The organism is Pseudonocardia xinjiangensis (assembly GCF_050948425.1).
Lineage (GTDB): Bacteria > Actinomycetota > Actinomycetes > Mycobacteriales > Pseudonocardiaceae > Pseudonocardia > Pseudonocardia xinjiangensis.
In genome coordinates this window covers 5,114,966-5,141,427 of record NZ_CP192009.1, presented here as the reverse complement: position 1 = coordinate 5,141,427, position 26,462 = coordinate 5,114,966, and the positions used below count along the sequence as shown (strand labels likewise).

The following is a 26,462-nucleotide window of genomic DNA, read 5'->3' as shown; positions in this document are numbered from 1 at the left end:
TAAGGTCTACGACGGCAAGGGCGATTAGCTCAGGGGGAGAGCGCTTCGTTCACACCGAAGAGGTCACTGGTTCGATCCCAGTATCGCCCACTGCCGAACGGCCTGGTCAGGAGCTTTTAGCGAAGCTCGGGACCGGGCCGTTCTGCTGTCTGCGGCCGGGGTGAGTGACCAACTGAGTGACTACGGGCGCGGGCGGGAAAGACGCGGTTCATGACGGTGGCGCCGTCGTCGATTACGGGCCGGAGCTGCTTGCGGTAGACGGTCTCGGTGACAGCCGAGCCGCCGGCGTGTCCGACCAGGCGGGCGATGTGCTCGATCGGCACGCCCTCGTCGGACAGTAGGGACACGAAGCTGTGGCGCAGCTCGCGTGGCGTCCAGTCCTTGGCGTTGAGCCCGGCGGCCGCGGCGATGCGTCGGAAGCCGCGTCGGACGTTCGCTGGGTCCAGTGGGGTGCCGGCCTCGGAGGCGAAGACGAGGTCGTGGTCGGTCCAGTGGCCTTTGGCGAGCGTGCGGATGGCGGTCTGTCGGGTGCGGTGTTCGCGCAGTGCGTCAATGCAGCGTTGGGGGAGGGCGAGGGTGCGTCGGGAGGTGCGCGTCTTGGTGTCGCCGCCGGTTCGGACGGATCGCCACACCATCATGTGGGGCAGGACCGGAGGGTGTGCTGTGGGTGCGCCGTCGAGGTTGACGTGGCTCCAGGTCAGGGCGCGTAGTTCTTCGGTGCGGGCGCCGGTGAGTAGGGACAGCAGCACGTAGGCGCCCATCGTCGAGTCGGTGGCGTGCTCGACGAGAGCCTGAGCTTGGGGCAGGGTGAGGGCCTTAGAAGGTCGGCCTACTTGCCCGGTAGGTGTTTCGCAGAGCAGGACGACGTTGCGCTTGATCTTGTCGCGGGCCTGTGCCCGGGTGATGGCTCGGCGGACGATGGACTTGATGTCTTGCAGGGTGCGGGTGCTGAGAGTCTTGGACTTGTCGGCGAGCCAGACGTCGACATCCTCGGCGGACAGATCACGGAGCTTCCGCGCGCCGAGGGCGGGGATGACGTGCTGGTTGGCCAGGCTGCGCCTGGTGGCCACCGTGTTCTGATCCCGGGCGGAAAGGCCGTAGTCGAGCCAGTCGTTGACGGCGTCGGCGACGGTGTAGCCGTGCTGGGACGCCGCGAGGCCGTCGTCGTGGTCGCGGACCAGTTCCTTGAGCTTGTTTCGTGCCTCGGTCTTGGTGCGGCCGCTGCCCCGCTTCACGATCCGCTTGCCAGATGGGGTGTAGCCAACGGTCACGCTGGCGATCCAGCGCTGCCGGGTCTCATCCCAGTGCAGGCCCCCGTCGCCGCGGCTACGCCGGGCCGTCACGGTGGTGTCCGGATTCGTTGATCAGCAGCGTCACGTACTCGGCCATCGCATCGGCGGGGATGAGCCGAGTGCGGCCTTGGGTGACTGACCGCAGTCGTCCAGCACGGATCTGCTCGTAGATGACCGTGCGGCTTAACGAGAGCAGCTCCATGGCCTCCGGGATCCGGTACAGCCGCAGGCGAGGGGATATCGCATCGTCAGGTCCACTCATCACGAACTGCCCGGGATAGCAAGCGCGTAGCTTTTCGTCCTCGACCTCCCGGCAGACGCTCCTTGTCGAGGAATGGCTGCCCTGGCGTCGCGGCTCCCATGGCGCCGGACGGTCCATCGCTTTACCTGCACCCCAGTCTCCTCCCGTCAATGCCGATGGAGCCGAGGGTTGCGGTGACTGTGGCCGGGGTGGTGGCTCCAGATGGGCGGGGGTGCCTTGCGATGTGGTCAGTCTGTGGCTGCGCCGGACGCCCTTCGGCTCATCCCGATGACTGCGCACTTGATCAAGCCACACATCAGCCACGGTGCGACACCGGACAGCTGAGGGACCTGATACCCGAAGCGCGACCTCGTCTCGCGGGTTCGTAAGGACTGCCTCAAGCAACCGGTCTGCTACCGCCGCGACCACAGCCGGTCCGGCAGCTCGAACCCACCGTGACCTGCTTACTGTCCCCGAGTGAGCGAGGGGGTGGGCATAGCGGGCGTCGAGTATCCGGTGCGCTCGATGATCGCGGTGCCGGCGCTGCGGCTTCCCATGAGCCACCCGGGCGGTTGGGCTGTGGAACCGAAAATGGACGGTTTCCGGTGCATCGCCCACGGTGGCATGAATCGGGTCGCTCTGCAGTCGCGCCAACAGCGCCCGCTCGGCCGGTACTTTCCCGAGATCGTCTCTGCCGTCAGCGAGTTGGACGTCGACGTGGTGCTGGATGGTGAACTGGTCCTCTGGCACGAGGGCCGGATGGACTTCACCGCGCTGCAAGGGCGGCTGCATCCCGCTGACTCCCGCGCCCGGGAACTGTCCCTCACCATGCCGGCGTCCTACGTGGTGTTCGACGTCCTCGCCCTCGACGGCAAGGACGTCCGTTCGAGGCTCTACAGCGTCCGTCGGGCACTGCTCGAGGAGCTCCTCACCCGCCGGCTCCCGCATGGTCTGGTCCTCATGCCGATGTCGACCGAGCCGGCCGTCGCGCGGGCGTGGCTGCTCAACCACTCCGACGCCGGCATCGAGGGCGTCGTGGCGAAGCGGCTGGACCACCCCTATCGCGCGGGCGGCAGGATGTGGCGCAAGGTCCGCACCCGCTTCACCGCGGAAGCCGTCGTCGGCGGCGTCCTGGGCACGCTGGTACAGCCTGAGGCGCTCATCGTCGGCCGGCCTGATCATCGTGGGCGACTATGGATCGCTGGCCGCACGAGCCCATTGTCCCGCGCTGCCCGCGACGACATCGCCCCGGTTCTGACCGCGGCCGGTGCCGAGCATCCGTGGCCCCTGACCATTCCCTCGGGCCGGTTCGGACAGCGCCCCAGCGAATCGGTGACCTACGTCAGGGTCGAGCCGACGACGGTCGTGGAGCTCGATGTCGACACGGCGTTCGAGGATCATCGGTGGCGCCACCCGCCCAGGTTCATCCGCATTCGACGGGACCTGTGGCCGAGCGACGTGCCCATCGCTCCACCCGTGTCCCGATCCTCGTCTGCGTAGCGCTGAGCTATCTCGCGCGGTGCTGCGGCTGATTCGGCAGTGGCTGCGTCCCGTGGTGTCGGGTCGGTGGTCCTGGCGGGTGGGCCGACGCAGTGTGGCAGCGCCGCCCGGTCTGGTGGCCGATGAACCCTGGCCGGCCTGCGCCGGGTGAACCGGCAATTTGACCTGGCCGGTCGTATGCGCGTTGTCGAGTGCTGGTCCACGCCGGTCAGGCCAGCCGGAACCCCCGGCCGACCGGGCGGTCGCTGCCAGGCGGGTGCGTCCCACACCGGGACCACCGACGCCGCACCCGCAGGGCACGCGGCCACCACGAAGGAGCCCGTCCATGACCGACGATCACCAGCACGACCAGCACGAGGCGAACGCCGACATCAGCGCCGAGCACGACGGCAACGAGATGGCCCCGGCTGCTCCGCTCGGGGAGCTGCTGCAGGTCGACCCACGTCAGCTGATCATCGGCGCGAACGTCCGCGGCGCGGTCGTCCTCGACCGGGAGTTTGTGCGGTCGATCCGTGACCGGGGTGTCCGGGAACCGATCCAGGTCCGCCGGCGTCCCGGCGACGGGGCGTTGGTGGTGCGGAAGGGCAAGCGCCGCACCTTGGCTGCGATCGAGGCCGGCCAGGCGCTGGTGCGGGTGCTGGTCGAACCGGAGGTCGATCCGGCTGAGGAGGACGGTGCTGGGCAGATCGAGCGGATCGTGGACCAGCTCGAGGAGAACCTGCACCGGTCCGGCAACTCGGAGGCCGAGGAGGTGGCGGCCCATCAGCAGCTGCTGGACCTGGGGTTGACGGCCGGGCAGATCGCCCGCCGGACGCACACGCCGGTGAAGCGGGTCAAGGTCACCACGTCGGTCGCGCGCAGCGAGCTCGCTGCCGCGGTCCTGGCCCGCTACGACATCCCGTTGGACCGTGTCGCGGTGATCGCCGAGTTCGACGACGGCACCGAACACGGGGTCGAGGCGGTCAAGGCGCTGACCGTCACGGCACAGAGTGATCCGGCCCAGTTCGACCACGTCGCGCAGCGGCTGCGAGACCTGCGTGAGGAGAAACGCCTGGTCGCCGAGCGGGTCGCCGAACTGACCGCCGCCGGTGTCCGGGTCGTCAGCGAGCGGACCGACCAGGCGGTTCACCTCTCCGGGCTGCGGCCCAGCGCGGGGGATCCCAGCGGAACCGAGCTGACCTTCGATGCTCACCAGGGCTGCCCGGGACACGCTGCCCTTGTCGAGCTGCGCCGCGCCTGGGGGACGCAGGAGGCCACGGTCACGACCGCGTTTGTCTGCACGGACCCGGACGGGAACGGGCATATCCCACGGTGGGACAGCTCGGGCACCGCCGGCGAGTCGGGCACCCGGCAGCCTGGCCCGATGAGTGAGGCCGTGAAGGCTGAACGCCGCCGGGTCATCGCCAACAACAAGGACTGGGACTCTGCGACCACGGTCCGGCGGGACTGGTTACGCACGACGTTCCTGGCCCGCAAGACGGCCCCGAAGGACGCCATCCGGTTCATCGCCGCCACCCTGGGCCGCGGCAGCCACGACGTGCGCAAGGCGATGGAGTCCGGCCACTGCACCGCCCGCGAGCTACTCGGCATGGATTCGGCTGCAGGCTTCGGCTCACCCAACCCCATCGCGGTCGCGGCCGAAACGGCGTCGTCGGCGCGAGCAACGATGCTGGCCCTGGCGGTCCTGCTCGGTGCCGTCGAGCAGGGCACCGGACGGCACAGCTGGCGCAACCCCAGCGGGGAAACGCGCGCCTACTTCACTGCGCTGCAGGGCTGGGGCTATCCGCTGTCTCCGGTCGAGCAGCTGGCGCTGAACTCGGACACCGCCACCGTTGACGAAGAGACCACCGATGCCGCCGGCGGCGAGATCCAGGACGGCGGCGACGCAGATGTCGCGACGGCGGAACCCGACGTCCAGAACGGGGCCGAGGACGCGGACCCGCAGGTGATCAGTGAAGCCGCTGAGCCGGACCTCGATGGCGAGGCCGATAAGGACGCGGCCGGCCAGGGCGGTGAAGAGGAGAGCGCTGACGTGGCCTGATCACGGGTGGTCGGTGAGGTCATCCACGGCCTCACCGACCACGAGCGCCATACCCGCTGGAACGTTCAGGGTGAGGGAATGCTCGCACCTTGACAGAACTCGGCAGGCAATGCGGGGAAGGCCGAGGCCCGGAGCCTGCGGGACCAGCTCCCACACGCCGGCTTTCGCTCTCACGAGTAGAGCGGCGAGGCGCGCTCGGCGCAGTCCCGGCGCAGTGACCAGCCATCCTGGCGGTCGTCGGATGCGGCCTCAAGGTCGGGGTTCCAGCTCAGGAAGTTGCCTGCAGGTCGGGAACCTCACGCAGGCCCGGCTGATGACGAGCACTGCACCGGCCGCTCGGTGTCCGGCGTCGGGTGCCGCTGCGATGGCAGCACACCGGGCGGGCCAGCACCGACGAACCCGGCCCACACCATGCCGGTGAGATCGCTGAAAGTCCCCGGCCGCCCGACGGGAGGACTTTGCGATCTCGCCCGCATGGGCGAGCCGGAAGCCGCCGTCCCTGCGGGCCCGCTCCGGCGTGCTGAGGCCGGGCCGCGTCATCCCGACGCCGAGCCCCGGAGGCCCGCATGCCGCACACCCGTCGATCCACCGACTTCGTCAGCTGTCTCCGGTGCGAGTTCCCCGACCGCGGCACCCGCACGGCTGCGCTCGACGCAGATCTCACCAGCGTGCTCATCGAGCCCGCAACGGACGCGCCTGACGGGAGGCGCTGGTAATGGGCAGGAATCAGATCGAGGCCTACGACAACTCCCGCAGCTGGATACTGCCCGACCACGTCCGGGCGAACATCCCGCTGCGGGGCAGTGTGGGCATGCTCGGCGCGCACAACGCCGCGCGCGGGCTGCTCGTCGAGATCTGCCGCCACACCGGCGCGGTCCCGCTGGGCCTGCACTACCACGAGGTCGCACGCCGTCGCGGATGGCTCACTGTCGTCACCGCGCTCGCCGGGAGCGACGGCAGTTTCCTGCTCGTGACGACCCGCAGCTTCAGCGACTGGCGCCGGACCGGTGATGACGGCTGGCGTATCTGCATCAACGGGCAAGACCTGTCCAGCGAGGACCGCAACCAGACGCCATCGGTGCCGATGCAGGCTGCCATCGTCGATCGCTGGTTGAACCCCTGACCTACCGTCGGCGCGGGCTGCCGTGGGCCCGCGCCGCATACATCCCCGCGCCCGCGTGGCCTGCGGCCCGCGGAGCAGCGACTCCAAAGTCTTGCCCCTGATCGAGTTGCTGCGGGATCGACTACCGGCGGGCGCGGACACGCGCTGTGCTGGGCCGGAGCAGACTGTGCCGAGCTGGTGATCGCACGTGCTGTCGTTTCTCGGCGCGGGGTGTCTGTTGATGACGCCCGAAGGTCAGCACAGTGTCAGTGGGGCGAGCGCCGATGAACCCGGACCGGCCCATCCCGGTGAGATCGCGCGCGGTCGTGACGCCGCCTGCCGATCAGTGGGCGATCACACCGGGATGAGCGAACCGGAACCCCCGCCGTCCCCTTCGGGGACCCCACCACACCGTGCTGAGGCAGGGCCGCGTCACCCACTGACACCGAGCCCAGGAGCCCGACATGAACGAGATCACCATCCACGGCAACCTCACCGCCAACCCCGAACTGCGCTACTCCGCCGGCGGCGTGCCGGTCCTGACCCTCACCGTCGCGGTCAACCGCAGCCGGTATGACCGCCGCAGCGGCGGCTACACGAACCTGCCCCCGGTCTTCCACCGGATCGTCGCGTTCAACCAGCTCGCCGAGAACGCCGCCGCCAGCCTGACCAAGGGCGCGACCGTCACCATCACCGGCCAGCTCGCCGACGACTCCTACCTCAAAGACGGTGAGCGTCGCCGCGGGGTGAAGCTCGAGGCCGCCGAGATCGCCGCCAGCCTCCGCTACGCCACCGCCGAGATCACCCGCAACAAGCGACCCGACACCGACGCCGGCCCCGCTCCTGAGCCGCTGCCCGGGTCGACCACCGAGGACACCGCCGCCTGACCCGCGGCCAGCGGCCCGGGCCACCCGGTCCGGGCCGCCGACCGCGCTCGGCATATCGAGCGTCTGCCCGCGACGGGGCGGGGCCGGATCAGGTCGCGTGCAGCGTGGTCAGCTCGTGGTCTCGCGTCGACCCGACACGGTGCCCGAGAACCCGGCCCGCGACGCACGCCCGACCGGGCCTGGCCTCCAACTCCTCGCGGATCGCGGGCCCGGAACCCCGGGCAGTTTCCGGCGTGCCGACGCGAGCAGACACGAGGCAGACCAGCAATGGGAGCTCGCTGTGCGACACACGTCCCAGCCGCGGCGGTCGTTCGCCGTTAACCCGAGACCCGGAGCCCAGCCTGATGACCACCACGCCCGACTCCCGCACCGGCCCACAACCCGGATCCGGGCAGGCGACGACGACGGGTACGCGGTTGGGTCGCGTCGCCGAAGCGGGGGCCGAGGCGGGCCGGTATGTGTTCCCGGTGCATCCGCGCAGCAAGCTCCCCCGCGGTGAAGGACTGGGAGGCTGCCGCTACCCGCGATCGCGAGCAGATCAGTTCCTGGTGGAGTCAGCGGCCCTACAACATCGGCATCGCCACCGGAAAGAGCGGCCTGCTCGTCCTCGACCTCGACCTCGACCTCGCACACGGCAAACCACCACCCGAGTCGCCCGGCGCCCGTGGCGGGTTCGACGTAGTGGCCCGGCTCGCAGCCGGAGCCGGCGAGCCCTGGCCACCGCAGACCCTGGTCGTGGCCACGCCAGCGGGCGGGACGCACTGGTACTTCCGGCAGCCCGCGGGAGTCGAGCTGCGTAACACCCAAGGCAGCGCTGGCCGTGGCCTCGGGTGGTGTGTGGATACCCGCGGTCACGGCGGTTATGTCCTTGGTTCGGGGTCCGTCTGCCGGGAGGGCTCCTATCGCGTGGTCCGCCGGTACCCGATCGCGCCCCTTCCCGATTGGCTCGTTGCCGCCCTGTCCCCACAGCCACAGCTCCCCGCTGCCGGCACGTCGACGCTGGTGTCTGGCAGCCGCGCCGTGGCGTACCTGCGGGCCGTCGTCAGCGGAGAGGTCGCCGCCGTCACGGCGGCCGGTGTGGGGGAGCGGCACAGCACGCTGCTGCGGGCAGCGCGCCGCCTCGGGCACTGGGTAGGCGGCGGCGCCCTGGCCGAGATCGAGGCACGAGCGACGCTGAGCGAGGCCGCCGGGCATTTCGTCGGGGTCGCGGGCTACACCGCCGCACACGTCGAGCGCGACATCACCGACGGCCTCACCTACGGCGCCCGACTCCCACGCGCGATCGAGAACATCCCCAACCGGCCTGATCCGGCGAACTTGACCAACTGAGCCAAGGACCGAGAATCGGTCCGTTCCGGCGCCCGGGCCAAGAAGTTCGGGAGTCCAGCAGTCCTGCCCCTGCCACTCCAGTGCTCGGTTGCTGGGCTCCCCAGGGGGCCACCCAGGTCGCCGGGCCGGTGGAGATGGTGTGGTCGCGCCGTGGTCGGCCTCGAGTGCCGCGTGGCCATTTCGTGGTCGGTGCACGCGGAAGGTGGCCGGGTATCGGTGTGGGTGGCGGTCGTGTGACGGGTCGGGCCTCCGGTGCTCAGCTCAGGTGAATCGCCCGGAGGTCAGCACACTGGGGCGGGGGCGAGCGGCGATGAACCTGGCCCACCCATCCCGCCGAGATCGCCCGCACGCCTCGACGTCGGCCGGCGGTTGAGGTCGGCGATCACACCGGGATGGGCGAGCCAGAACCCCCGCCGTCCCTACGGGACCCCCACCCCAGCGCACTGAGGCAGTGCCGCGTTCCCCCAAACGCCGAGCACCGGAGGCCCTCATGACCACCACCCACGAAATCACCGAGTCCGACACCCGCGCGACCCGCCTCACCGCCCTCGAAGCCCAGGTCTGCCAGGCACGCAACGACATCCAGGTCGCCGCCCTCTGCGGCGAACCCACACTCGCCCTGGACGCCGTCGCGTCACTGGCCACACTCCTGCAGCACACCCTCCAGGAACTCGCACAGCTCGCTACCGAACTCCACCCGACCTGAGACGGCTGCGGGTCCCGCCACCACCTCCGGCGGGACCCGCGCTCGCGACATGCTGTCTGTCCCGAGCCCTGCTGGCAGAGCTCCTTGGAAGCGCATCGCTGCTGGCCGGGGGGGCGTGGTCGCTGGCGCGTTCACTTGCCAGCAGTAGTGGTGTTCCAGGGCCAGGTGTCGGCGCGGCCCGAAAGATCTTGAGTCGGGTCAACGGCTTTCGACCGCGGAGACGGATGGGCAGGTCTGTGGTCGAGAGCAGCGAGATATACAAGAAGCGATGCTTCTTGTCCCGGTAGGGGCGGAGCCGGAACGGGGGCGTTCCGATGCGATGCGCTGGGCGCGTTTACCTTCGAGCCGGGCCGGTGTGTACCCGCCGCGATAGCCGGGCCGCACTGTCGACCCAGCCGTGACCACGCCCGCGTGCGCGGCCGCAGCGCGTCACCGAGCCGTCGAGAGGTCGCGACACTGCTCAAGCCCGAGAAGCTCGACCGCTAGCGCGTCGACCCCCACACTTCACGGCGATCATGGACGGTCTGCTCAGCCGGTTCCGCAACGGCCGATCACGCAGGTGGTTGCGGTCCGCGCGGCGAGCAGACAGCCGAGCGCCCCGGCGCTCCGTCCTGGACTGCTTAACTTCCAAGCGTCTGCGCCAAAGCGGACGACCGCGCCGCTCGTCGGGCACCAGAGCGTCAGGCACACCGTCCCCCAGGCGGGCGCCGTTCGGGAGGTGGTTCGTCGAAAAGGCTGAGCTCATCGGTGCCTGGGGTCTGAAAGAGCTTTGTATAGACCTCGAGCATCTCGCGGGTGACTGGAACGACCCCTGGCTCGCCCCCTCCATTACGACATGACAGACCAGGAGGCCTCGGACCTGGTCTGGTCTGCGGCCGCGCCCGGTCCGGTCTGGGCCAAGGCGGGGATCCTGGACCGGACCACGGACCAGCATACCGCAGACCATCCCGGTCTGGACCAGCTGGACCCGGACCGGCCGGACCACGAGGAGCGGACCAGGACCAGGACACCGCGCCGACTGTCCCAGCTGGTACCGATAGAGGGTACACACCCCGCTGACGTGCGGAAACGTCTGGTACATGTCCCAGCTGATACAGACCTAGACCGCGCGGACTCGGACCGCCGGAGTCTGGTCACGCTGGAGGAGGCCCTGGATCGCCTGCCTGGTCCGCCGCTCACGCTCAGGGCGGTCCGGCAGGCTCGCAAGCGGCTGGAGAGCCGGTTCCCAGCCGCATCTCGAAGCGCGGCCAGGCGGACCTGTTCGACCTAGACGAGCCGGACCGCTCAGGCGGACTCGACCTGGTCTGCCAGCCGCTTCTCGGCAAGGTCCAGCCGGCGCATCAGCATGCTGGCCACGGACAGGTACTCGATCGCCTCCTCGGGCGTGTCGTCGATCGACTCGCCGTGGCCGCGCGGGTTCCTGATCCCCTGCACCGCGCCCATGAACAGCTGGTTGAAGCCCTCGCGCTCGTCCTGGGCGTTCTGCCCGGTCCGGGTCGTAACGTCGAGCTTCGGCAGGCCACCGAAGACCATGCTCATGAGCTTCTTCCCCGACTGATCAACCGAACTCAGAGCCTGCACCCTGCTCTCGACAGCGCGGAACGCCTCAAACACTGCCTTCGCGCGGTGACCGTCCGCGAACAGCCGGCCGGCCGTCTCGGAGATCGCCGGGTGCATGCCCTCGATCTTCACCTGGCGGATGGGCTGTACAGGGCGCGGCGCGTCGGCCCGCGTGAGGTACACCTCCGTGTGGTCGAGGTGGCCCTTGTTGCCGATGCCACGATGAGGGGAGTTGTGGAACACCACCTTCGTCACCCGGAGCAGTTTCTTACGGCCCAACGGGGTGACCCACTCGATGAGGTCGTCCGTATCGACGTCGCTGTTCGGCCGCAGCGTAATCTTTTCCTCGCTGATGACGTGGGCCTCGAACTCGTTGCGCTCCTCACCGTCGGGAGTCTGCCGAATGCGCGCGACCTTGTCGGCGAAGAGGATCAAGAGTCCGTCCTGGTTCGTGTCGTTCGGTGGGAGCGACACCATCGTGGCTGAGCAGTCACTTGGACACGCAGTGCCATCGCCGAATGGACTCGAAGCGTCGCCGAAGGGCACGAGAACTCCCCACGCGTACGTTCATCAGCGGAAGCTGTGTTCGAACGTGATCACAACTGCTCCGCTTGCACTCGCTCCGCGGTGTTCAAGTTGATGGTCCTGATGATGTGGACCTGATACGGGTGGATGTTCACCATGTGGAGGAAGCGCTGCCCGCAGTGCAAGCACGCCCTCCCGCGGCACTCCCGCCGGCGGGATGGCTCGTTTATGGACTGACCCCACTTAGAACGTCTGTTCGATCTGCGATAACATCACGGCCGGTGGCCAGGTCGGGGAAGGACCTGGCTGCCGTTCACATGCTCAGGTTTGAGGCGACGTGAGGCCGCCCAGCAGCCGCGCCTTCGCCGCCTCGAACTCCTGCTGTGTCACGGTTCCGGCGTCACGCAGCTCGGCGAGCTTCCGAAGCTCGTCCAGCGCGCTTGGCGGGATGGGACGTGGTCCCGGTGCGGCCGGGGGTGCAGCGGCAGCGGCGGCACCGACGCCAGTCACCTTGGCGGCAGACTGCCGGGCAAGTGCGGACAAGCTCGGCTGAACCAAAATGGGCTATTGGAAGCAAGATCCCGTGATCATCAGCCAGGACTCGCGCGTGTCGACCTTCTTCTGCCAGCCGTGCGCCCCCGGCCTGCTGTCCGCGTCAGGGTCGACCGGCCGCTGATCCCGCCAGTGTTCTCCACGGAGGCGCTCACGCCCGCGACCGGGAACATCTCGGGTTCGGCCGCAAAGTTGATCATCGAGCTCATACTCGCGAAGCCGGGGAGTCTGATGATCCGGCCAGGGAAGAGATGTACGTCGTTGAAGTGCGTGATCCTCTCCCGCTTGTGCTCCTTAACGTAGGCCTTCAGGTCCTCACGGTGCTTCTTCCGTGCGAGCATCGCAGCCTCGCGCTCTGCACGGTGCTGCTCTCGAGCGGCCTTCTACTCCTCGTTCATCCGGAACATGTCGGAAGATCCCCTCGGCGGTGGCTCGGTCACGACAAGGTCGTCTGGGGGAATCTTTTGTGGCTCTTCAGAATCCAGGGTGTAGTTGACGTCTGAACCCGCCGGTCTCGAGTAGGGATCTGGCGATAAGTTAGTGAGATCGCGAACTCGAGCGCGGAGCCGCGCAGTCATCCGTCCGATGTGGCCTGTTGGATACCGAAACTGGGCGTGCTTACTGCAGCAGGCTGTGCTTGGCGGTCGTGATCAGCGTCGTCGCGACCTTGTCGGCGGGCATCTCGCGGCCGGTGTGTAGCAGGTCGAAGCTGTCGAAACTGGTCAGCAGCCAGAGTATGTCCGTGGCGTGGTCGGCCGTGACGTCTGGGCGCAGCGCCCCCTGGTCGGCGAGGCGTCGCGCGAGGTGGGCCATGCCGGAGGCCCGACCGTGTTCGAGCCGTTGGATCGCTCCGCCGACTGCGGCGGCGTCCAGCAGCGCCATCGAGGACAGGACCCGCAGGACGTCGCGGTGTGCCGCGTACATCTCGACGACGCCGCGGATCGCGCCGCGCAGGCCCTCGCGGGCGTCCGGATCGGCTGACGCATGGAGTATGCGTTCGAACCCTCCGCGCTGCAGCAGATCCGCTCCCACGGCGTCAAACAGTCCCGCGCGGGAACCGAAGACCAGGTAGACGGTGGGGCGTGCGACGCGGGCCAGCTTGGCGATGCGGTCGACGCTGACCGGTTCTGCGGGCGCCTCGCGCAGTCGTGCGTACACCGCGTCCAGGATGCGTCGGCGGGTCTCCTCCGCCGTTTCTGCGCGCAGGCGCTGCTCGTACTTGCGGGTGGCCATGACAGCCATCCTAGCATTCGCTTGACAGATGGTCTTCCAAAATACAGACTGTCATGTGAAACTGGCGGGCGCGTACCTGCTTGAACGAGGCAGCGCCCGGCCGACAGGCAATCGGTGTGAGGAGCGGACCGTGCACGTGATGACCCGATGCAAGATCAAACCTGACGAGGTTGAGCACGTGCTGGAGTTGCTCGGCGCCGTCTACGACGAGCTGGCGTCCGTTCAGCCGGACGGGTTGCGCTACGCGACCTTCCAACTCGAAGACAAGGTCACCCTCGTGTCTTTCGTGGAACTGCAAGATGGCCCGGAGATGCTCCAGCAGCTCAAAGCGTTCCAGCGTTACCGGACGAGCCTCGACCAGGTGTGTGACGAGCCGCCCGTCACGACCGTGCTGCACGAAATCGGCGCATACCGCTTCCACTGATCATGTCGAATCACTCCCATTGCGGCCCCGATGCCGCCCGCGACGGCCTGTTCGCCCGCATCGGCGGCCTATATCCAGCACGACCTCAGAGAGATGACCATGAAATCGCAGCCTGACCTAGCAACCACCCACTCGGCAGACCTGACCGAGCCGCGAGTGGCAATCATCGTCGGCAGCACACGCCCGGGCCGCAAGGCCGACGCCGTCGCCCGGTGGGTCCTCAACATCGCCGCCCGACGCGATGACGCGACTTTCGAAGTCGTGGATATCGCCGACCACGCCCTACCCCACCTCGACGAACCCATGCCGCCCCGCGGCGGCCAATACACACACGCCCACACCCACGCCTGGGCCCAGAGGATCAAGTCGTTCGACGCCTACGTGTTTGTCACCCCGGAATACAACGGCTCGATCCCCGGCGTGCTCAAGAACGCCATCGACTTCCTCTACGCGGAATGGAACGACAAGGTCGCAGGGTTCGTCGGCTATGGAATCCAAGGAGGAACCCGCGCCGTCGACGACCTGCGTCGGATCGTGAGCGACCTCAATGTCACCGGCGTGCACCCCACCGCCGCGCTCACCTTCGCCGAAGACTTCCAGGACTACACTCAGTTCACCCCGAGCGACCCGCAGGAGAAGAACATCACCACCATGCTCGACGAACTGGTGACACAAGCTTTTTCACTCCGGCCAGCAGCCCCGGCGGAGCCAACGCCGTAAGAGCGGCCCGCTTCCCGCCTGTGCCGACCAGCCAACAGTCGAGCGTTGCGGGCTTGAGACGAAGTAGGGGTCGAGGTCTCCCGATGATCGAGGTTCCTACGCCAGCCATCTGGAAGACCTCGACGTGCCTGACGCTAGCCCTGACGCGGGCTTCGCTTGCCCTGACCTGACCAAGTTCTGCCGGCTCGATGAGCTCGGCCTCGTCGTGACCGGACAGCGACTCGAACCCGACCGTGCCGTGCTCGCCTGCCGGGTTCTCGATGCCGATCAGTGGTGCCGCCGCTGTGGCTGCGAAGGCGTACCCCGCGACACCGTCACCAGGCAACTGGCGCACGAGCCCCTCGGTTGGCGGCCCACGACTCTGCTCGTCACGATTCGCCGCTACCGCTGCACCAGTTGCGGACACGTGTGGCGCCAAGACACCGGCCATGCTGCTGCGCCGCGGGCGAAACTGTCGCGCCGCGGACTGCGCTGGGCATTGGAAGGCATCGTGGTCCAGCACCTCACCGTCGCCCGGGTCGCCGAAGGGCTCGGGGTCGCCTGGAACACCGCCAACGATGCCGTCCTGGCCGAAGGCAAGCGCGTCCTCATCGACGACGACGGCCTCGACGGCGTCACCGCGATCGGCGTCGACGAGCACGTCTGGCGCCACACCAAGCTCGGCGACAAGTACGTTACCGTGATCATCGACCTGACCGGCATCCGCGACGGAACCGGACCAGCACGGTTGCTGGACATGATTGAGGGCCGCTCGAAGCAGGCGTTCAAGGCCTGGCTTGCCGGCCGCCCTGACGCGTGGCGCGACGCGGTGGAGGTCGTCGCGATGGACGGGTTCACCGGCTTCAAGACCGCCGCCAGCGAGGAACTTCCCGACGCGACCACTGTCATGAATCCTTTCCACGTCGTCCGGCTGGCAGGTCGGGCCCTCGACGAGTGTCGACGTCGCGTGCAGCAAGCCATCCATGGGCACCGCGGCAGGAAGGCCGACCCGCTCTACTCGGCGCGCAGGACACTGCACACCGGCGCCGACCTGCTCACCAACAAGCAGAAGAATCGGCTGGCCGACCTGTTCGCCGCCGACCAGCATGTCGAGGTCGAAGCGACTTGGGGCATCTACCAGCGGATGATCGCCGCCTACCGCGAACCTGATCGGGCGAAGGGACGCGAGCTGATGACCAGGTTGATCGAATCCGTAAGCCAGGGCGTGCCGAGTGCGCTGGTCGAGGTCATCACGCTCAGCCGAACGCTGAAGAGGCGCGCCACTGACGTGCTTGCCTACTTCGATCGGCCCGGAACGTCCAACGGACCGACCGAGGCGATCAACGGCAGGCTCGAGCACCTTCGTGGATCCGCGCTCGGGTTCCGCAACCTGACGAACTACATCGCCAGATCGTTGCTGGAGACCGGCGGATTCAGGCCGCAACTACACCCTCGTTCGTGAAGAGCCTCCTTTGTTACAAGATCAATCTGTGCTCCCGCGTCACGAAAGCGATCTGGCCGCCCGCGGCCTCGTAGTCATGCGGGAAGACTCGGTCCGCCGGGGCCGTCAGGTGGGCGGCGCCAACGGAAGAAGTCCCCGAGCGCGCGCAGGATCTCTGGTCTCTCGGCCGGCGCTGCGCCGCGGAGCGCGATCAACAGCGCGAGCAGCCGGACGAGCGCGTAAACGGCGGCGGCTCCGACGGGACCTACTGCCAGTGCTTGCCAGTCCGCAGGCACACCTCTCCCTACCTGCTCGCTGTGACCGTGCGAGCGTTTTGGCAGGGGTGGGAGCCGCTCGCAAGGTTACACGATCACTACCGTACGTCCGGTTGCACCCACCGCTCACGGCATGACCACCACTCTGCTGGACGAAGGCGCTGGGGGACGCGCTGCTTATGCTCCGTAACGACCCGTGGCCGCCGATCGACTACTGCTCTACCCGATCAGTGATCGATAGGGGCGCAACGGTGGCGAACAGGTATCCGAGGATCACACTTGCTGGACGCAGCGTTGTGAACCTGTTCACGGCCGTTGGAGGATTCACCGCCCTGCTCCAGGCCGCCTCCACGTCGGATCCCGCCTTCTGGCTGGTGTCGGGGGCGAGCGGTGCCGGGTTGATCAGCCTCGTCTACTTGGTGAAGCCGTTCCTTCAGGAGACGCCGCCGAACCCCACCGACTCCAGCCTCCCGACGCCAGTCAACAAGGTGGAGGCGGGCCTGGCGGTTGTCGCGGCCATCGGCGTCATTGCGACGTCGCTGGCACTCGGGCGCCAGGTGCTTCCCGCGCGGGATGTACCCGCTCCTGTCGCTAGCGTCATCCAGCAGGCATCTGCCCAGCTGCCCACCATCGATCGTCCAGAGGGGCTCGTCGGCGAGGTTGAGTGCGCGGGCGGGCAGGCGGGAAACCTGCGGCAAGGCGAGACGCTCTGGGTGTTCGCCAGTAACGTCGGCAGTGAAGATGGCAGCGAGGACCGCAACTTTTTCCTTCAGCGGGGGCCCTGTGTCATTAGGGACGACCAGACTTGGACCTGTCCGGAGGTGTGGGTGGGAGCTAAACCAGGCGACAGGGCTCACATCTGGGTCGTCCGCGCGAACTCTCGACAGACAGAGGAGTTCGTCCATACCTGGAATAATCCACTGTTCTGGGACAGCGACCTGAACACGCCGGACCCGGAGAGCGACGAGCGCCGCTTTGTGTCTCTTCCGGGAGGCGTAATCCCGTGTGACCGGCCGCTCCTGGCGACTAGACGGTAGAAGGTCAGGCCCGCCAATCGATCAACAGCCACTCGCGCATGATCTCGCCCGGGGTGTCACGAGCTGCCGTCCGGTGGCTCGGCTCCTGGGACGGAAAGGCCGCGGGCCGCTCGGACGAGATCGGTGAAGCGCTGGCGGTCGGCCTGCTTCAGGGCCCACTTGGCGATCTCTGCCCTCTTGACCCCGCAGACAGCCAGCACCAAGGCCATCAGTAAGACGTAGAGGGGATAGGCGACCAAGATCGCCAGAGGTGCCAATGGCACGACGTTACTCAGCACTGCTAATCCTCTGCAGTCCTCGGCGGCGGCACCGTGTGACTGGGGTTCACAACGGCGTCGGCTGGGCAACGCGATCAGTATGACATGGAGGGCCCGCTGTTTCGTAATCGGAAGGTCATGCCCGCCAGTCGATCTCCAGGCGCTCGCGCATAGCCCGGTGGCGGTGCTCGTGCACCCGGGCGGCGAACGCCTCGTCGGTCTCGCCACGCCTCGTGAAACCGGATAAGCGTGGAGGCGATGCCCTCGGGGTGCCTGGCGACCCGCATCTCACGGATCAGCGCCGACAGGAACGCCTGTCGCCACGGAACGTCGCCACGCTCCCAGCGCTCACGCGCGCCGTTGAGGGTCGGCACGGTGCCAAGCAGGAAACCGGACGCCACGTCGTGCAGGCGCCCTCAAGACGCTCGGCACGCTCGTCCAGCTCCGTCTTGATGCGCAGATACCGGTCCTTGTCGACAATCCCCTCGGTGAACGCCTCGAAGGCGCGGTCGAGCTGGCGCTCGATCTCCTGCAGCTCGGCCCGCAGCGCCGCGTCCTCGGTGGTCTCGGTCCGGGTCGAAAGGCCGGCCCGCACGTCCGGGGTGTCCAGCGCCTCCCACACAAGCCCGAGGACGAACTCCTCGAGGTGCTTGTAGTTGATCGTGATGAAACCGCAGCCGCCGGTCGCCTGCTTGAGGCAGATCAGCCGGGTGTGTCCGCGGTGCCGCTGGCTCACGAGCTCCTTGCCGCAGAGCCCGCAGACCGTGAGGCCACCACCGGGCGCCAGCTTCGCGGCATACGACCCGGACGTGGGCTGCCAGGTCCGCACGGGGTCCGTGAGGACGTCGTGCAGGCGGTCCCACGTCAATCCGGTCTAGAACGGGCTCCCAGTCCGTCTCGTGGAGCCTCAACTCACCCGTGTCGTGGTCCTCCGTCTACAGGGGGCCAGACGGACCACGGCTCGACAGCGCCCGGACGCTTCGGTCCGCTGCTTGTGGAGCACACGCCCGAGAACCGTCTCGAGGGAGCGCGGCGTCGGGCGCGGGCATCGGTGCCTCGGCGTCGGCAGGTGGTGGTCCGGTTCTCCGACGCGGAGCTCGTGGTGGTCCGCGAGCGCGCGACCCTGGCTGGCCTTGCGGTGGGTGCGTGGATCGGGCAGACGGCGATAGACGCCGCGGAGGGAGGTGCAAGCTCGTCTGTTGAGCTTCCCGATCTGCTGCGGCTGCACGCTGATGTTGCGCTCGTGGCGCACATGGCGGGTGCGGATGCGGCGGTTTCCGAGCGGGTGGCGCATCTGCTTGCGCGGCTAGATGCAGCGATCGACCTGGCTGTCTCGGAGCTCGAGCGGGGCAGTCGGTGATCACGAAGGTGGTGCACGGCTGGCGGGTCGGTGGGCTTATTGCCTATCTGATGGGGCCGGGGCGGGCTCAGGAGCATGTGCGGCCGCGAGTGATCGGGAGTTGGGACGGGCGGGATGCAGGTTGGCAGCCGGAGCAGATCGGGCCGGGGGAGTTCGATCGCGACCTGGGGCCGCTGATTCGAGCGGTTCGGGCGCCCGCTGCCGCTGCTGGGCTGCCGGAGCGCGATGCGGATGGCAAGCGCGGGTACGTGTGGCACTGCTCGGCGCGGGTCGCAGCGGGAGACCGGGTGCTGTCGGACGCGGAGTGGGCGTCAATTGCACGCGAGCTGCTTGATGGCGCGGGTGTCGCGGCGCGGCGGGACGCGGGTGGGCCGCGGTGGGTGGTGATTCGGCATGCCGATGACCACGTCCACATCGCGGTGGTGTTGGTGCGGCAGGACACTTGTCGCAGGTTCTGGCCGAGCCGGGACTATCCGCGGCTGAGGGAGACGGCGCGGCGGATCGAACGGCATCTGGGCCTGACGATGACCGCTGCTGCTGACGGGACGGCAGCGCGGGCACCGGGGCGGGGGGAGATCGAGAAGGCGCGTCGCCAGGGCAGGGAGCCGGCCCGGGTTGAGCTGGCGAGGGCGGTGCGCGTCGCGGCGGTGTCAGCCGATTCACCCCTGGCGTTCATCGGGGCACTGGAGGCTGCTGGCTACCTGGTGGAGCTACGCCGGGCACCGTCAGGTGATCCGCTGGGGTACAAGATCGCACGTCGAGGGGACACGGCGGCGTCGGGGGAGCCGGTGTTCTACAGCGGGAGCAAGTTGGCCCCGGATCTCTCGCTTCCGCGGTTGCTGCGTGCGTGGAACGAGGGGGCGGAGGGCTCGGCTGCGGCGGTGCCGGCGGAGGCGGCGCGGCGGAGGGTCGATGGAGCTCGTGCCGCTGTGGCTGCTGCGCGACGGGGTCGAGGTGCTGAGGATCCGGACGGGATCGCGCACGCCGCGCGCGATGTGGTGACTGCGCTGGCGGGGTATGCGGACGAGCTGGGTGCTGCCGCGGATGCCTTCGATCGCGCGGCTCGGTCCCCGCGGGGCGCATCTGTTCGGAACGGACCCTCGGCTGCCGGGCTCCGGCGAGTTGCGCGCCAGCTGGTCCATCGCCGCCGCATGGTCGGCGGGGCGAACGATCCCGGGCCGGCTGCGGTCGCATTGACCGTGGCGCTGGCTGCCTTGCTGCGCGAGATCGCTGGATGGCAGCGGGATCGCGATCGGGAGCACCAAGCGGCGGCGTCACGGACAGCAGCAGACGCGATCAGCAGATGGGCCGAGGGTCGGATCGTGGTGCCGGCATCCGCTGCGGCTGTGTCCGACCACGAGATGGTCACTCGCCGGCCACGGCATGACCGGCCTGCGTCGCGACGCTCTGGCCAGCCGCGCGACTGATCACGTGTCGCGCCACGACTGTGCTCGGAGGCGGAACGGATGCAGCGAATGCGCCAGACGGTCAGCGTGATCGTCGCGCTGGCTGGTCTGCAGGACACCACGGTGATGGCACATCGGCCGGGTACCGACGGTGCGGCGGTGAGCGTGCGGGTCGGCGGAGCGCTGGTCTATATGCACGACGCCGCCACGGTGGCCACTTTCGCTCGAACCTGGGATGAGATGAAGCCTTCGGCATCGTTGCTTGTCCGGGCGACGGATCCGAAGAGCGTAGCGCCGATACGGGGCATGGCAGAGCCCGCAGTGATGTTCGAGGCAGTCGACTCCCCGCCGGTATTCGCGCGCTTGGAACGGCCGGTCGGGCAGCCCAGCCGCCTGAGGGTGACGCTGGGTCGAGTCATGTTCGACGTTCGTGACGAGGCCGCCTTCCGCTCTACCGCTATGGCGTTTCGCCGCGCTGAAGAGCTTGCAGCGTCCGCGTTTCTCCACGCGCCTGACCTGGCCCCCCGTGAACAAGCCGCGCGCTCCGCAGCCCGTGCCCTGAGAGCAACGACCCCTCGGACAGGTCGCCCCACCGTCTCTGAACGCTCTGGCAGGACTGCGCAGCCCACTCGGGTTCCCGCTGCGCGCCCGCGGCGCACGCATGGAGGTGCGTTCGAATGACCACTCCGGACTATCCGTTGCTGACGCTGGGCGGCTACGAGACGTACCAGCTCGCACACATCGCCACGTACATCGCCGAGCGTCTGGCGCGCCATCGGGGCAGCGGGCGCGGTCGGGTGGGGCGGGCAGCGCGGGCAGAGGCGGTGCGGGATCTGGCTGGTGCGGTTACGGCGCTGGACGCCGCGGTCGGCGCGACAGTTCCTACGGCGCCTGGCCTGATGCCCCGACCACTGGATGCCTCCACCTACGCCGCCGCCCAAGAGCTTCTGAGCGCCGGACCCCGGTCAGCAGAAGTCGTTTCGCTTGCGGGCGCAGGTGGGCAAGGCTGGGCAGTGGTCGGCAACGTCCCCGGTATCGGAGCGGTAGGCGCCGCTACTGAGACGCGCGACGTGGCGGAGGCGCTGCGTGCACACCTGCTCACCCGGCCGGTCGAGGAGCTGGAACCCTGGGCCGTGACGAACGAGCCAGTCACGGTGCCGAGGCTGCCGAACCACATTGATCTCGCCGCGTTCGTCGAAGGCCTCAACCCCGAGCGGGCCGACGACCGTGCGGTTGCACGGGCTCTGCGGGGTGGGGATCGACGAACCGATGCTGCAATTCGGGGTCGATTTCGTGGCGTTGACCTCGACGCGCCGTCAATCGTGCAGCCTCCGGCTCGCGTGCAACCGGGCGGCACCACCTCGGCCGCTGGGCCCGCCCCTCGGGTCGTGCGGCCGGCTGCTCGTCGTGCGCCGCGCGTGGCCGGGCGCCGATGGGGCATTCAGAGGCCCGCCGCGGCACCAAGCGTCCCGAAGACGATCGCCGGGCCGTAGGGGACGATGCTGCGCCGCTCGCCGGCACCGACGATCACCGTGGTGACGACGATCAGCAGCAGGGCGTAGATGAGGCCGTTGAGCAGGGCGTGCTGGAGGCTGAGCACGATCGTCAAGCTCGGGACCAGCTTGACGTCACCCCAGCCGAGTGCGTCAGCTGAGAGGGTCGCAATCAGGCTGGCGCCAGCTGTCGCGGCTGCGGCGACGGTGATGGCTCGGAAGCCGTTTGGGCCGGATCCCAGAGCGACGAGAGTCGTGGCTCCCAGGAGGGGGCCGGTGATCAGATCGGGTAGGCGGCCCTCGCGAGCATCCACGACTGCGGCAACGGGCCCGAGCAGCCCCAGGGGAATGAGCACTGCGGCTGACGCTGGCCCGGACAGGACAACCGCGAAGCCTATGCCCGTGATGGCTGCGACAGCTGCGGTCTCGGCGACCCCGGGCACCCACGGGCGGTGCATTCGCTGTCGGGCCAGCAGGAGCGTTAGAGGACCCAGCGTCGCAGCAGCGACCGTCGCGGCGATTGGCCCGTAGGTCACGAGCGGGGCCGACGTGGGCCGGCAGGAAGCAGCTCGTTGAGCACCGCGAAGCTGTCCGAGGCCAGCTCCTCGGGTACCTCGAAGCCGCGGGCGTCGAGTAGTACGGCCGCATAGAGCTCGAGCTCAGCGCGGTTGTCCTCGGCGTGAGCGACGCGCATCAGGTCGGTGAGCGGCCTGTCGAAGGCCACGTCGATGTCGACCAGTCGGGCTTGCTCGGCGGCCCGCCGGGCGAGACCGGTGTCGCCGTTGGCGAGCGCGATGTCGACGAGCTCGTGCGCGGCGTCGACGATGAAGCCGGGAATCTGGAGGTCATGACGCTGGTCGTGGTTGTTGAGCCATGCGTATCCACCCGGGCGCAATGCGCTGAGCACCGGACCTCGGACGAGGGCGAGAGCTGCCTCGTAGTCGGCGACCGCGTCCGGATGGCCTGCGCTGTGGCGGGCCTGTCCTCGCTTGCGTAGCCGTCGGAACAGGTCCCAGTCGAGCAGATGCCCGCGGAGGCGGTACGTGCTGTCGTTCTGCATGTCGCTGACGAAGGTGGCCTTCGAATCGCCGCCCAGTCCACGCCCCGCCCAACGACGGGCGCCGTAGAACGCGTGCCGGATTGTTGCCGGGCTGATCCGGTGGCCGTCCGGCCAGAGGTCGGTGACGGCCTTGGCCGCCGTGACGCCGGCGGGATGCAGGCTCAGATACACCAGCACCTCGGCGAACCAGCTCGGTCGTGCGGTGGGCTGGGCCCCTGGCGCCCGGACGGCCGGTTCCCCGAGGATCGCGATCATCGGGACGACGGGTGGTCCGTCCTGATGCCATCTGGCCAGGTCGTCGTCAAGATGCGGATCCTGATGCTCGACGATGGCCAGCCGCCGTGCGGCCTCGGGATCAGCCGGCGGCCGCAGTGGCGGCGCCGTCGAGTCGGCGGGTGGTGGTGCCTCCTTTTCCTCGCCGTCTTCGTCTACTTCCTCCGCCGGCTCGTCGACGTTGTCGTCGAGCGAGCCGTCCTCCTGCATTCCGGCTGCCCAGGGCTGTGGGTCGACGGCAGGCCCAACGGGGAGGGGCGGCTCAGCGGTTGGGCCGAGGATCGCGGCCAGGTGGGTGCCGGCGTTGTCAGTGAGCTGCGCGGCATGCCACGGGCCGTCGTCGATGTCCGAAAGGTCGAGTCCGCCGTCGGCTCCGATGTGCAGCGTCGCGTTCGGGGGATCGAGCACCACGACGGACACCGCAGTTGTCCCGCGTGCGGCGGCCTCGAGTACTTCCAGCCGCGCACGCTCGTTCTGGCCGGGCTCGCGCCCAATGAGCAGGACGGTGGGGAGCCAAGAATCTGCGGCGATGTCGCGCAGCCTGCCCTGGACGACTGAGGCCATTCCGAGCCGCTCCGCCGCGGCTGAGGTTGCCGAGGCCCGGTCCTCGATTTCGGTGAGGGCGGTCTCGAGGTCAGGCATCGCCCGAATCTGGTCCGGGTTGAGTTCTTCCAGGTCGTCGCCAAGATCGACGAGGAGCACCTCGGTGTCCTCGGCGATGCGGCTCGTGGCGAGTTCGGCCGCGATGTGGCGCAGGAGCGCTCTGGCACGGGATCGGTTGCCGCCGATGCGAAGCACGGCCCGCTCTTCCAGATCGACGAGCAGGGTGCGGTCGTTGTCGGTGGCGATCGACACCAGGGTGGGGAACGGAGCGCACCGGCCGGATGCCTCCTCAGCGGGGACGGGAAGCGCCGCGTCGGCGTCAAGAGTCCAGTCGTCCTGCTCCCCGATCGCCACGAAAGGCGGGGGCATCGATGCCCGCCCCGCCAGGGTGATCAGCGTGTCCATGGCCGTCAACCGGACCGATCGGAGGGCCGGCACGGCGATGCCGTCGTAGTTGGCGAGTGCGAGGGAACGGAGCGCAAGATCCAAGCGAGTCACGGCAGTCGTGGGCGAGTGGTCGCTGGCTGACCACTCGATCCGACCGGGTACGTCGGCGGGGACCGCAATCCGGTGGTGGGGTGGCCGGTGGCGGAGCTGACGGCGTCGTCGCACGGCGAGCCTCGTGAGAAGCCCGCCCACCACGACCGAGGACACGCCGAGTGCGACGATCGTCAGCGCGGGGGCATTGCTCTCCCCGTTCTCAGCCTGCGCAGGCGGTGTGGCCGTGGGTGCGGCTGTCCCCGGGTTGGGCGCGGAGGTGTGCAGCTCGCTGGGAGGCGCAGGAGGAGGAGAGGGGCTAGCGGGTGGCTCGACGGGCTCGGCCGTGGCGGTTGGAGAGGGGTTCGGTGCAGGCAGGAGGGGTGGGGGCGCGGTATTCGGCGGCCGCGATTCGGGAAGGAGCAGTGTCCAGCCGGGCTGGAGCAAGTCGGGTTGGGTGAGCGTGACCCCGCCAGGCTGCGGTGTTGCAGTGTTGGCCGCGAAGAGCTCATCGGCGCGGCTGGGATCGCCAAGATAGTCGGCGGCCAGCTCGGTCAGCGTGTCGCCGGGTTCTACCTGGACCCTGTCGCGTGCGTTGTCGGGCAGGGTGAGTTGCCACCCGACGACGAGCACAGATGCTTCAGTCAGCCGGCCACCGTCGGGTTGAATCCGTCCGACGTTGAGATCGTAGATCTCGCGCCACCGCAGCGGGTCGCCCAACGAGGTCTCTGCGATCCGCCAGAGCGTGTCGCGGGGCTTGACGATGTGAACGGGCTCTGTTCGTTCGGGGCTGTTCACAGAGGGCCTGCTCGTCGGGAACTCGGAAGCGACGGTTGCCAGCGCCACTGCTGAGACGGGCGCGGCGATGGCTGGACTGGCACTGAGCATCGCCGCGACGAGCGCCGCGGCGATGCTATGGCCCAGCCGGAACCCGGGTAGGCCGATCCGCGGAGCGGCTCGATGCGCAAGTGTGGCGACCAACTCAGTGATGATCGAGACGGCCAGTACGAGCCATGCGCAAGTCCCGACCAGGACGAGAAAACCCACGAGAAGGGTGCCGTCGTCGGGACGGAGGAGGATGTCGACGGGGGTCAGCCCGCTCGGCAGCACCGCGGGTAGAAGCTGCCGGGCGAGCAGCCACAGTAGGACGGGAAGGCCGAACAGAATGGCCAACACTGCTGCGGCCGCGGCGACGGATGTCACTAGCCGGCGGACTCTGATCATGGCGGTTCTCCCGGTTGTAACGCCACAAGTTGTGCATCCGCAGCCCCTTCGCTCACGATCTCGCCCTGGCCGAGGAGGCCGAGGAGCACTGTGGGACGGGTGATGCGTACTTCGACCCGAACTCGCTGGGGAGCGGTGACCGTGACCGTCCCGTCGACGCCGGCCTCAGCGAGGTAAGTGCGTGCGGCAACGACCGCCGCGGTGGGATCGATGGCGGCCGTGCCGCGGCGCAGCGAGGCGATGTCGAGGCTCTGGCCTGCTGCTCGGGCGGCTTCCTCGGCAATCGCGTCGGCGTTGGCTATGCCCTGTGCGGCGCGGACACCGTCGATACTGAGCCCGATGACGACGAGAAGGGCGACTGTTGCGATGGCCATCGGAGCGCTGACGGCGCCGCCGCCCTGCTCCGATCTGTGCTCGCATCTCCGGGTCATGCGCGTTCCCGCCACTGGTCGATGGAGCTCGTGAAGGTTGACGCGACGGTGCGGGTGCCCGGCGCGCCAGGGAGGCCGAGGTCTGTCCAGTTGACCTCGCATCGGACGGTGGCGGTCACGGATGCGGGGGTGCCGATGGGCCGAGCAAATCCGGCTGTGTCGACGGCGACGTCCAGCGCGCGACAGTCCAGCCCCTGCTCGGAGAGGCTGGCCGCTGCGGCCTCCCGCGCGACTGTTGTGGCTGTCATCGCGTCTCGATGCAAGGACGCCACCCTGGCGGCCGAGCGGGCGGCGTGGTCCGCGGCCGCCTCAGCGGCGGCGAGTCGGCCGCCCGCGATCGCGAAGGCGATGAGCAGCCCGATGACGATCGATAGGATCGCTGCTTCGACTGATGCGCTCCCGCCTCGCTCTGCGGAGGCGATAGCCCGGGTCACGCCGCAACCCGTTCGAGGCCGCCCACAGCCTCTCGGGAAACCTGCACTGGAACACCGGGGATGAGGGAGAGCGCGGTGCCCTCGACTCGAACCCGCAGCAGACCGACACCCTCGTCCACGGTGGCAGTCACGGTGACGCCGGTCAGGGTGGTGCCGGCAGTCCGCGAGAGAAACTCCTGGGCGTCCCGTTGCGCGGCTCCCGCGACTGACTCAGCGCCGAAATAGCGGCCCGAGCGCAGACCGTCCTGAGCTGCGGTCAGCGCGAGCTGGCCAGCGAAGAACAACAGGGCGACCTGGACAACGGCGAGGATCATCAGGATCATCGCGCCCCACAACAGCGCCATCTCGACGCCCGTCGCTCCGCCGCGCTCGTCCACCGCCCGGTCCGGCTACTTGAGGACGCCGAGCTTGTTGGCGACGAAGGCGGCGACGCCGGCCGCGATCGTGCCCGCGATAACGGCGCCCGCTGAGATGTGGAACCCCTCGTCCGTGTTCCGGCCTCCGCCGCGCTCGTCGAGCTGTTCGAGCTGCGCGCGCACGCTCCACGCCAATTCGATCAGCCGGCCGCGTGCCCGGGTGGAAAGCAGATTCATGGTCGGA

General features: G+C 68.7%; 28 protein-coding genes, 1 tRNA gene and 1 pseudogene. 15 read left to right on the top strand and 15 right to left on the bottom strand.

The genetic code is table 11. The annotated features are described in order from the left end of the window. Positions 1–18 precede the first annotated feature (18 nt). Positions 19–90, top strand: a tRNA-Val gene (locus ACQPZA_RS24290). A gap of 26 nt (positions 91–116) precedes the next feature. On the opposite strand, the gene ACQPZA_RS24285 is transcribed toward ACQPZA_RS24290, so the two are convergent. Continuing rightward, positions 117–1,343 carry a tyrosine-type recombinase/integrase gene (locus ACQPZA_RS24285; RefSeq protein ID WP_433274067.1) on the bottom strand — a complete coding sequence of 409 codons (1,227 nt, stop codon included), beginning with the start codon at positions 1,341–1,343 and terminating at the stop codon, positions 117–119. Continuing rightward, positions 1,327–1,554 carry a helix-turn-helix domain-containing protein gene (locus ACQPZA_RS24280; RefSeq protein ID WP_433274065.1) on the bottom strand — a complete coding sequence of 76 codons (228 nt, stop codon included), beginning with the start codon at positions 1,552–1,554 and terminating at the stop codon, positions 1,327–1,329. The genes ACQPZA_RS24285 and ACQPZA_RS24280 overlap by 17 nt, the downstream gene beginning before the upstream one ends. A 456-nt stretch (positions 1,555–2,010) precedes the next feature. Between ACQPZA_RS24280 and ACQPZA_RS24275 the strand changes: the two genes are divergently transcribed. From ACQPZA_RS24275 to ACQPZA_RS24250, 6 genes are all read left to right on the top strand, one after another. Continuing rightward, positions 2,011–3,033, top strand: a complete 1,023-nt coding sequence (locus ACQPZA_RS24275) for a hypothetical protein (protein WP_433274063.1) — start codon at positions 2,011–2,013, stop codon at positions 3,031–3,033. Positions 3,034–3,358: 325 nt separating this feature from the next. After that, positions 3,359–5,074, top strand: coding sequence for a ParB/RepB/Spo0J family partition protein (locus ACQPZA_RS24270; protein WP_433274061.1), 1,716 nt, complete (start codon positions 3,359–3,361; stop codon positions 5,072–5,074). A 715-nt stretch (positions 5,075–5,789) separates the two neighbouring features. After that, positions 5,790–6,197, top strand: a complete 408-nt coding sequence (locus ACQPZA_RS24265; protein WP_433274059.1) for a hypothetical protein — start codon at positions 5,790–5,792, stop codon at positions 6,195–6,197. A gap of 443 nt (positions 6,198–6,640) precedes the next feature. Further along, the gene (ssb, locus tag ACQPZA_RS24260; RefSeq protein WP_433274057.1) at positions 6,641–7,063 is read left to right on the top strand and encodes a single-stranded DNA-binding protein; all 423 of its coding nucleotides are present in this window, start codon (positions 6,641–6,643) and stop codon (positions 7,061–7,063) included. 456 nt (positions 7,064–7,519) lie between these two features. Next, complete coding sequence (locus ACQPZA_RS24255) at positions 7,520–8,392, top strand: bifunctional DNA primase/polymerase (protein WP_433274055.1); 873 nt, start codon at positions 7,520–7,522, stop codon at positions 8,390–8,392. A 490-nt stretch (positions 8,393–8,882) separates the two neighbouring features. Next, the gene (locus tag ACQPZA_RS24250; protein ID WP_433274053.1) at positions 8,883–9,098 is read left to right on the top strand and encodes a hypothetical protein; all 216 of its coding nucleotides are present in this window, start codon (positions 8,883–8,885) and stop codon (positions 9,096–9,098) included. A gap of 1,284 nt (positions 9,099–10,382) precedes the next feature. On the opposite strand, the gene ACQPZA_RS24245 is transcribed toward ACQPZA_RS24250, so the two are convergent. The 4 genes from ACQPZA_RS24245 to ACQPZA_RS24230 form a co-directional block, all read right to left on the bottom strand. After that, the gene (locus ACQPZA_RS24245) at positions 10,383–11,093 is read right to left on the bottom strand and encodes a TIGR02391 family protein (RefSeq protein ID WP_433274051.1); all 711 of its coding nucleotides are present in this window, start codon (positions 11,091–11,093) and stop codon (positions 10,383–10,385) included. 411 nt (positions 11,094–11,504) lie between these two features. Beyond that, positions 11,505–11,693, bottom strand: a complete 189-nt coding sequence (locus tag ACQPZA_RS24240) for an SHOCT domain-containing protein (RefSeq protein WP_433274049.1) — start codon at positions 11,691–11,693, stop codon at positions 11,505–11,507. Between the two features lie 80 nt (positions 11,694–11,773). Next, entirely contained in the window at positions 11,774–12,076 is a 303-nt protein-coding gene (locus ACQPZA_RS24235; protein WP_433274047.1) for a hypothetical protein, read from the bottom strand. Positions 12,077–12,353: 277 nt separating this feature from the next. Continuing rightward, complete coding sequence (locus tag ACQPZA_RS24230) at positions 12,354–12,968, bottom strand: TetR/AcrR family transcriptional regulator (protein WP_433274045.1); 615 nt, start codon at positions 12,966–12,968, stop codon at positions 12,354–12,356. A gap of 130 nt (positions 12,969–13,098) precedes the next feature. On the opposite strand from ACQPZA_RS24230, the gene ACQPZA_RS24225 reads away from it, so the two are divergent. From ACQPZA_RS24225 to ACQPZA_RS24210, 4 genes are all read left to right on the top strand, one after another. Continuing rightward, positions 13,099–13,392 carry a hypothetical protein gene (locus tag ACQPZA_RS24225; protein WP_433274043.1) on the top strand — a complete coding sequence of 98 codons (294 nt, stop codon included), beginning with the start codon at positions 13,099–13,101 and terminating at the stop codon, positions 13,390–13,392. Between the two features lie 30 nt (positions 13,393–13,422). Further along, entirely contained in the window at positions 13,423–14,112 is a 690-nt protein-coding gene (locus ACQPZA_RS24220; protein ID WP_433274041.1) for an NADPH-dependent FMN reductase, read from the top strand. Between the two features lie 124 nt (positions 14,113–14,236). Further along, positions 14,237–15,553 carry an ISL3 family transposase gene (locus ACQPZA_RS24215; protein WP_433274039.1) on the top strand — a complete coding sequence of 439 codons (1,317 nt, stop codon included), beginning with the start codon at positions 14,237–14,239 and terminating at the stop codon, positions 15,551–15,553. Positions 15,554–16,058: 505 nt separating this feature from the next. After that, positions 16,059–16,844: a hypothetical protein gene (locus ACQPZA_RS24210; protein ID WP_433274037.1), complete on the top strand. Its 786-nt coding sequence runs from the start codon at positions 16,059–16,061 to the stop codon at positions 16,842–16,844. 56 nt (positions 16,845–16,900) lie between these two features. Here the strand turns inward: ACQPZA_RS24210 and ACQPZA_RS24205 are convergent, their stop codons facing one another. Together ACQPZA_RS24205 and ACQPZA_RS24200 are read right to left on the bottom strand one after the other, a co-directional pair. Then, positions 16,901–17,122 (bottom strand): hypothetical protein, encoded by a 222-nt coding sequence (locus tag ACQPZA_RS24205; protein ID WP_433274035.1) that lies wholly within the window; start codon positions 17,120–17,122, stop codon positions 16,901–16,903. 274 nt (positions 17,123–17,396) lie between these two features. Then, entirely contained in the window at positions 17,397–17,930 is a 534-nt protein-coding gene (locus tag ACQPZA_RS24200) for a zinc ribbon domain-containing protein (RefSeq protein WP_433274033.1), read from the bottom strand. A gap of 240 nt (positions 17,931–18,170) precedes the next feature. Here ACQPZA_RS24200 and ACQPZA_RS24195 point away from each other — a divergent pair, with 240 nt between their 5' ends. The 4 genes from ACQPZA_RS24195 to ACQPZA_RS24180 are packed head-to-tail and all read left to right on the top strand — an operon-like array spanning position 18,171 to position 21,360. After that, positions 18,171–18,461 (top strand): hypothetical protein, encoded by a 291-nt coding sequence (locus tag ACQPZA_RS24195; protein ID WP_433274031.1) that lies wholly within the window; start codon positions 18,171–18,173, stop codon positions 18,459–18,461. Continuing rightward, positions 18,458–19,888, top strand: a complete 1,431-nt coding sequence (locus ACQPZA_RS24190; RefSeq protein WP_433274029.1) for a relaxase/mobilization nuclease domain-containing protein — start codon at positions 18,458–18,460, stop codon at positions 19,886–19,888. The genes ACQPZA_RS24195 and ACQPZA_RS24190 overlap by 4 nt, the downstream gene beginning before the upstream one ends. Before the next feature lie 48 nt (positions 19,889–19,936). Then, the gene (locus ACQPZA_RS24185) at positions 19,937–20,548 is read left to right on the top strand and encodes a hypothetical protein (RefSeq protein ID WP_433274027.1); all 612 of its coding nucleotides are present in this window, start codon (positions 19,937–19,939) and stop codon (positions 20,546–20,548) included. Continuing rightward, the gene (locus ACQPZA_RS24180) at positions 20,545–21,360 is read left to right on the top strand and encodes a hypothetical protein (protein WP_433274025.1); all 816 of its coding nucleotides are present in this window, start codon (positions 20,545–20,547) and stop codon (positions 21,358–21,360) included. Before ACQPZA_RS24185 ends, ACQPZA_RS24180 begins: the two co-directional genes overlap by 4 nt. Here ACQPZA_RS24180 and ACQPZA_RS24175 read toward each other — a convergent pair. The 7 genes and pseudogenes from ACQPZA_RS24175 to ACQPZA_RS24145 form a co-directional block, all read right to left on the bottom strand. Continuing rightward, entirely contained in the window at positions 21,309–21,818 is a 510-nt protein-coding gene (locus ACQPZA_RS24175; RefSeq protein WP_433282967.1) for a prepilin peptidase, read from the bottom strand. The genes ACQPZA_RS24180 and ACQPZA_RS24175 overlap by 52 nt on opposite strands. 74 nt (positions 21,819–21,892) lie before the next feature. Beyond that, positions 21,893–24,997: a LysM peptidoglycan-binding domain-containing protein gene (locus ACQPZA_RS24170; protein ID WP_433274023.1), complete on the bottom strand. Its 3,105-nt coding sequence runs from the start codon at positions 24,995–24,997 to the stop codon at positions 21,893–21,895. After that, positions 24,994–25,371 (bottom strand): hypothetical protein, encoded by a 378-nt coding sequence (locus tag ACQPZA_RS24165; RefSeq protein ID WP_433274021.1) that lies wholly within the window; start codon positions 25,369–25,371, stop codon positions 24,994–24,996. The genes ACQPZA_RS24170 and ACQPZA_RS24165 overlap by 4 nt, the downstream gene beginning before the upstream one ends. 53 nt (positions 25,372–25,424) lie before the next feature. After that, positions 25,425–25,676 carry a hypothetical protein gene (locus ACQPZA_RS24160; protein ID WP_433283170.1) on the bottom strand — a complete coding sequence of 84 codons (252 nt, stop codon included), beginning with the start codon at positions 25,674–25,676 and terminating at the stop codon, positions 25,425–25,427. Between the two features lie 36 nt (positions 25,677–25,712). Beyond that, positions 25,713–25,862: pseudogene (locus ACQPZA_RS24155) on the bottom strand (TadE/TadG family type IV pilus assembly protein); the annotation flags it as partial. After that, positions 25,859–26,239 (bottom strand): TadE family protein, encoded by a 381-nt coding sequence (locus tag ACQPZA_RS24150; RefSeq protein ID WP_433274019.1) that lies wholly within the window; start codon positions 26,237–26,239, stop codon positions 25,859–25,861. The gene ACQPZA_RS24150 and the pseudogene ACQPZA_RS24155, both read right to left, overlap by 4 nt. 12 nt (positions 26,240–26,251) lie before the next feature. Continuing rightward, positions 26,252–26,455 (bottom strand): hypothetical protein, encoded by a 204-nt coding sequence (locus tag ACQPZA_RS24145; protein WP_433274018.1) that lies wholly within the window; start codon positions 26,453–26,455, stop codon positions 26,252–26,254. Between the last annotated feature and the right edge of the window lie 7 nt (positions 26,456–26,462).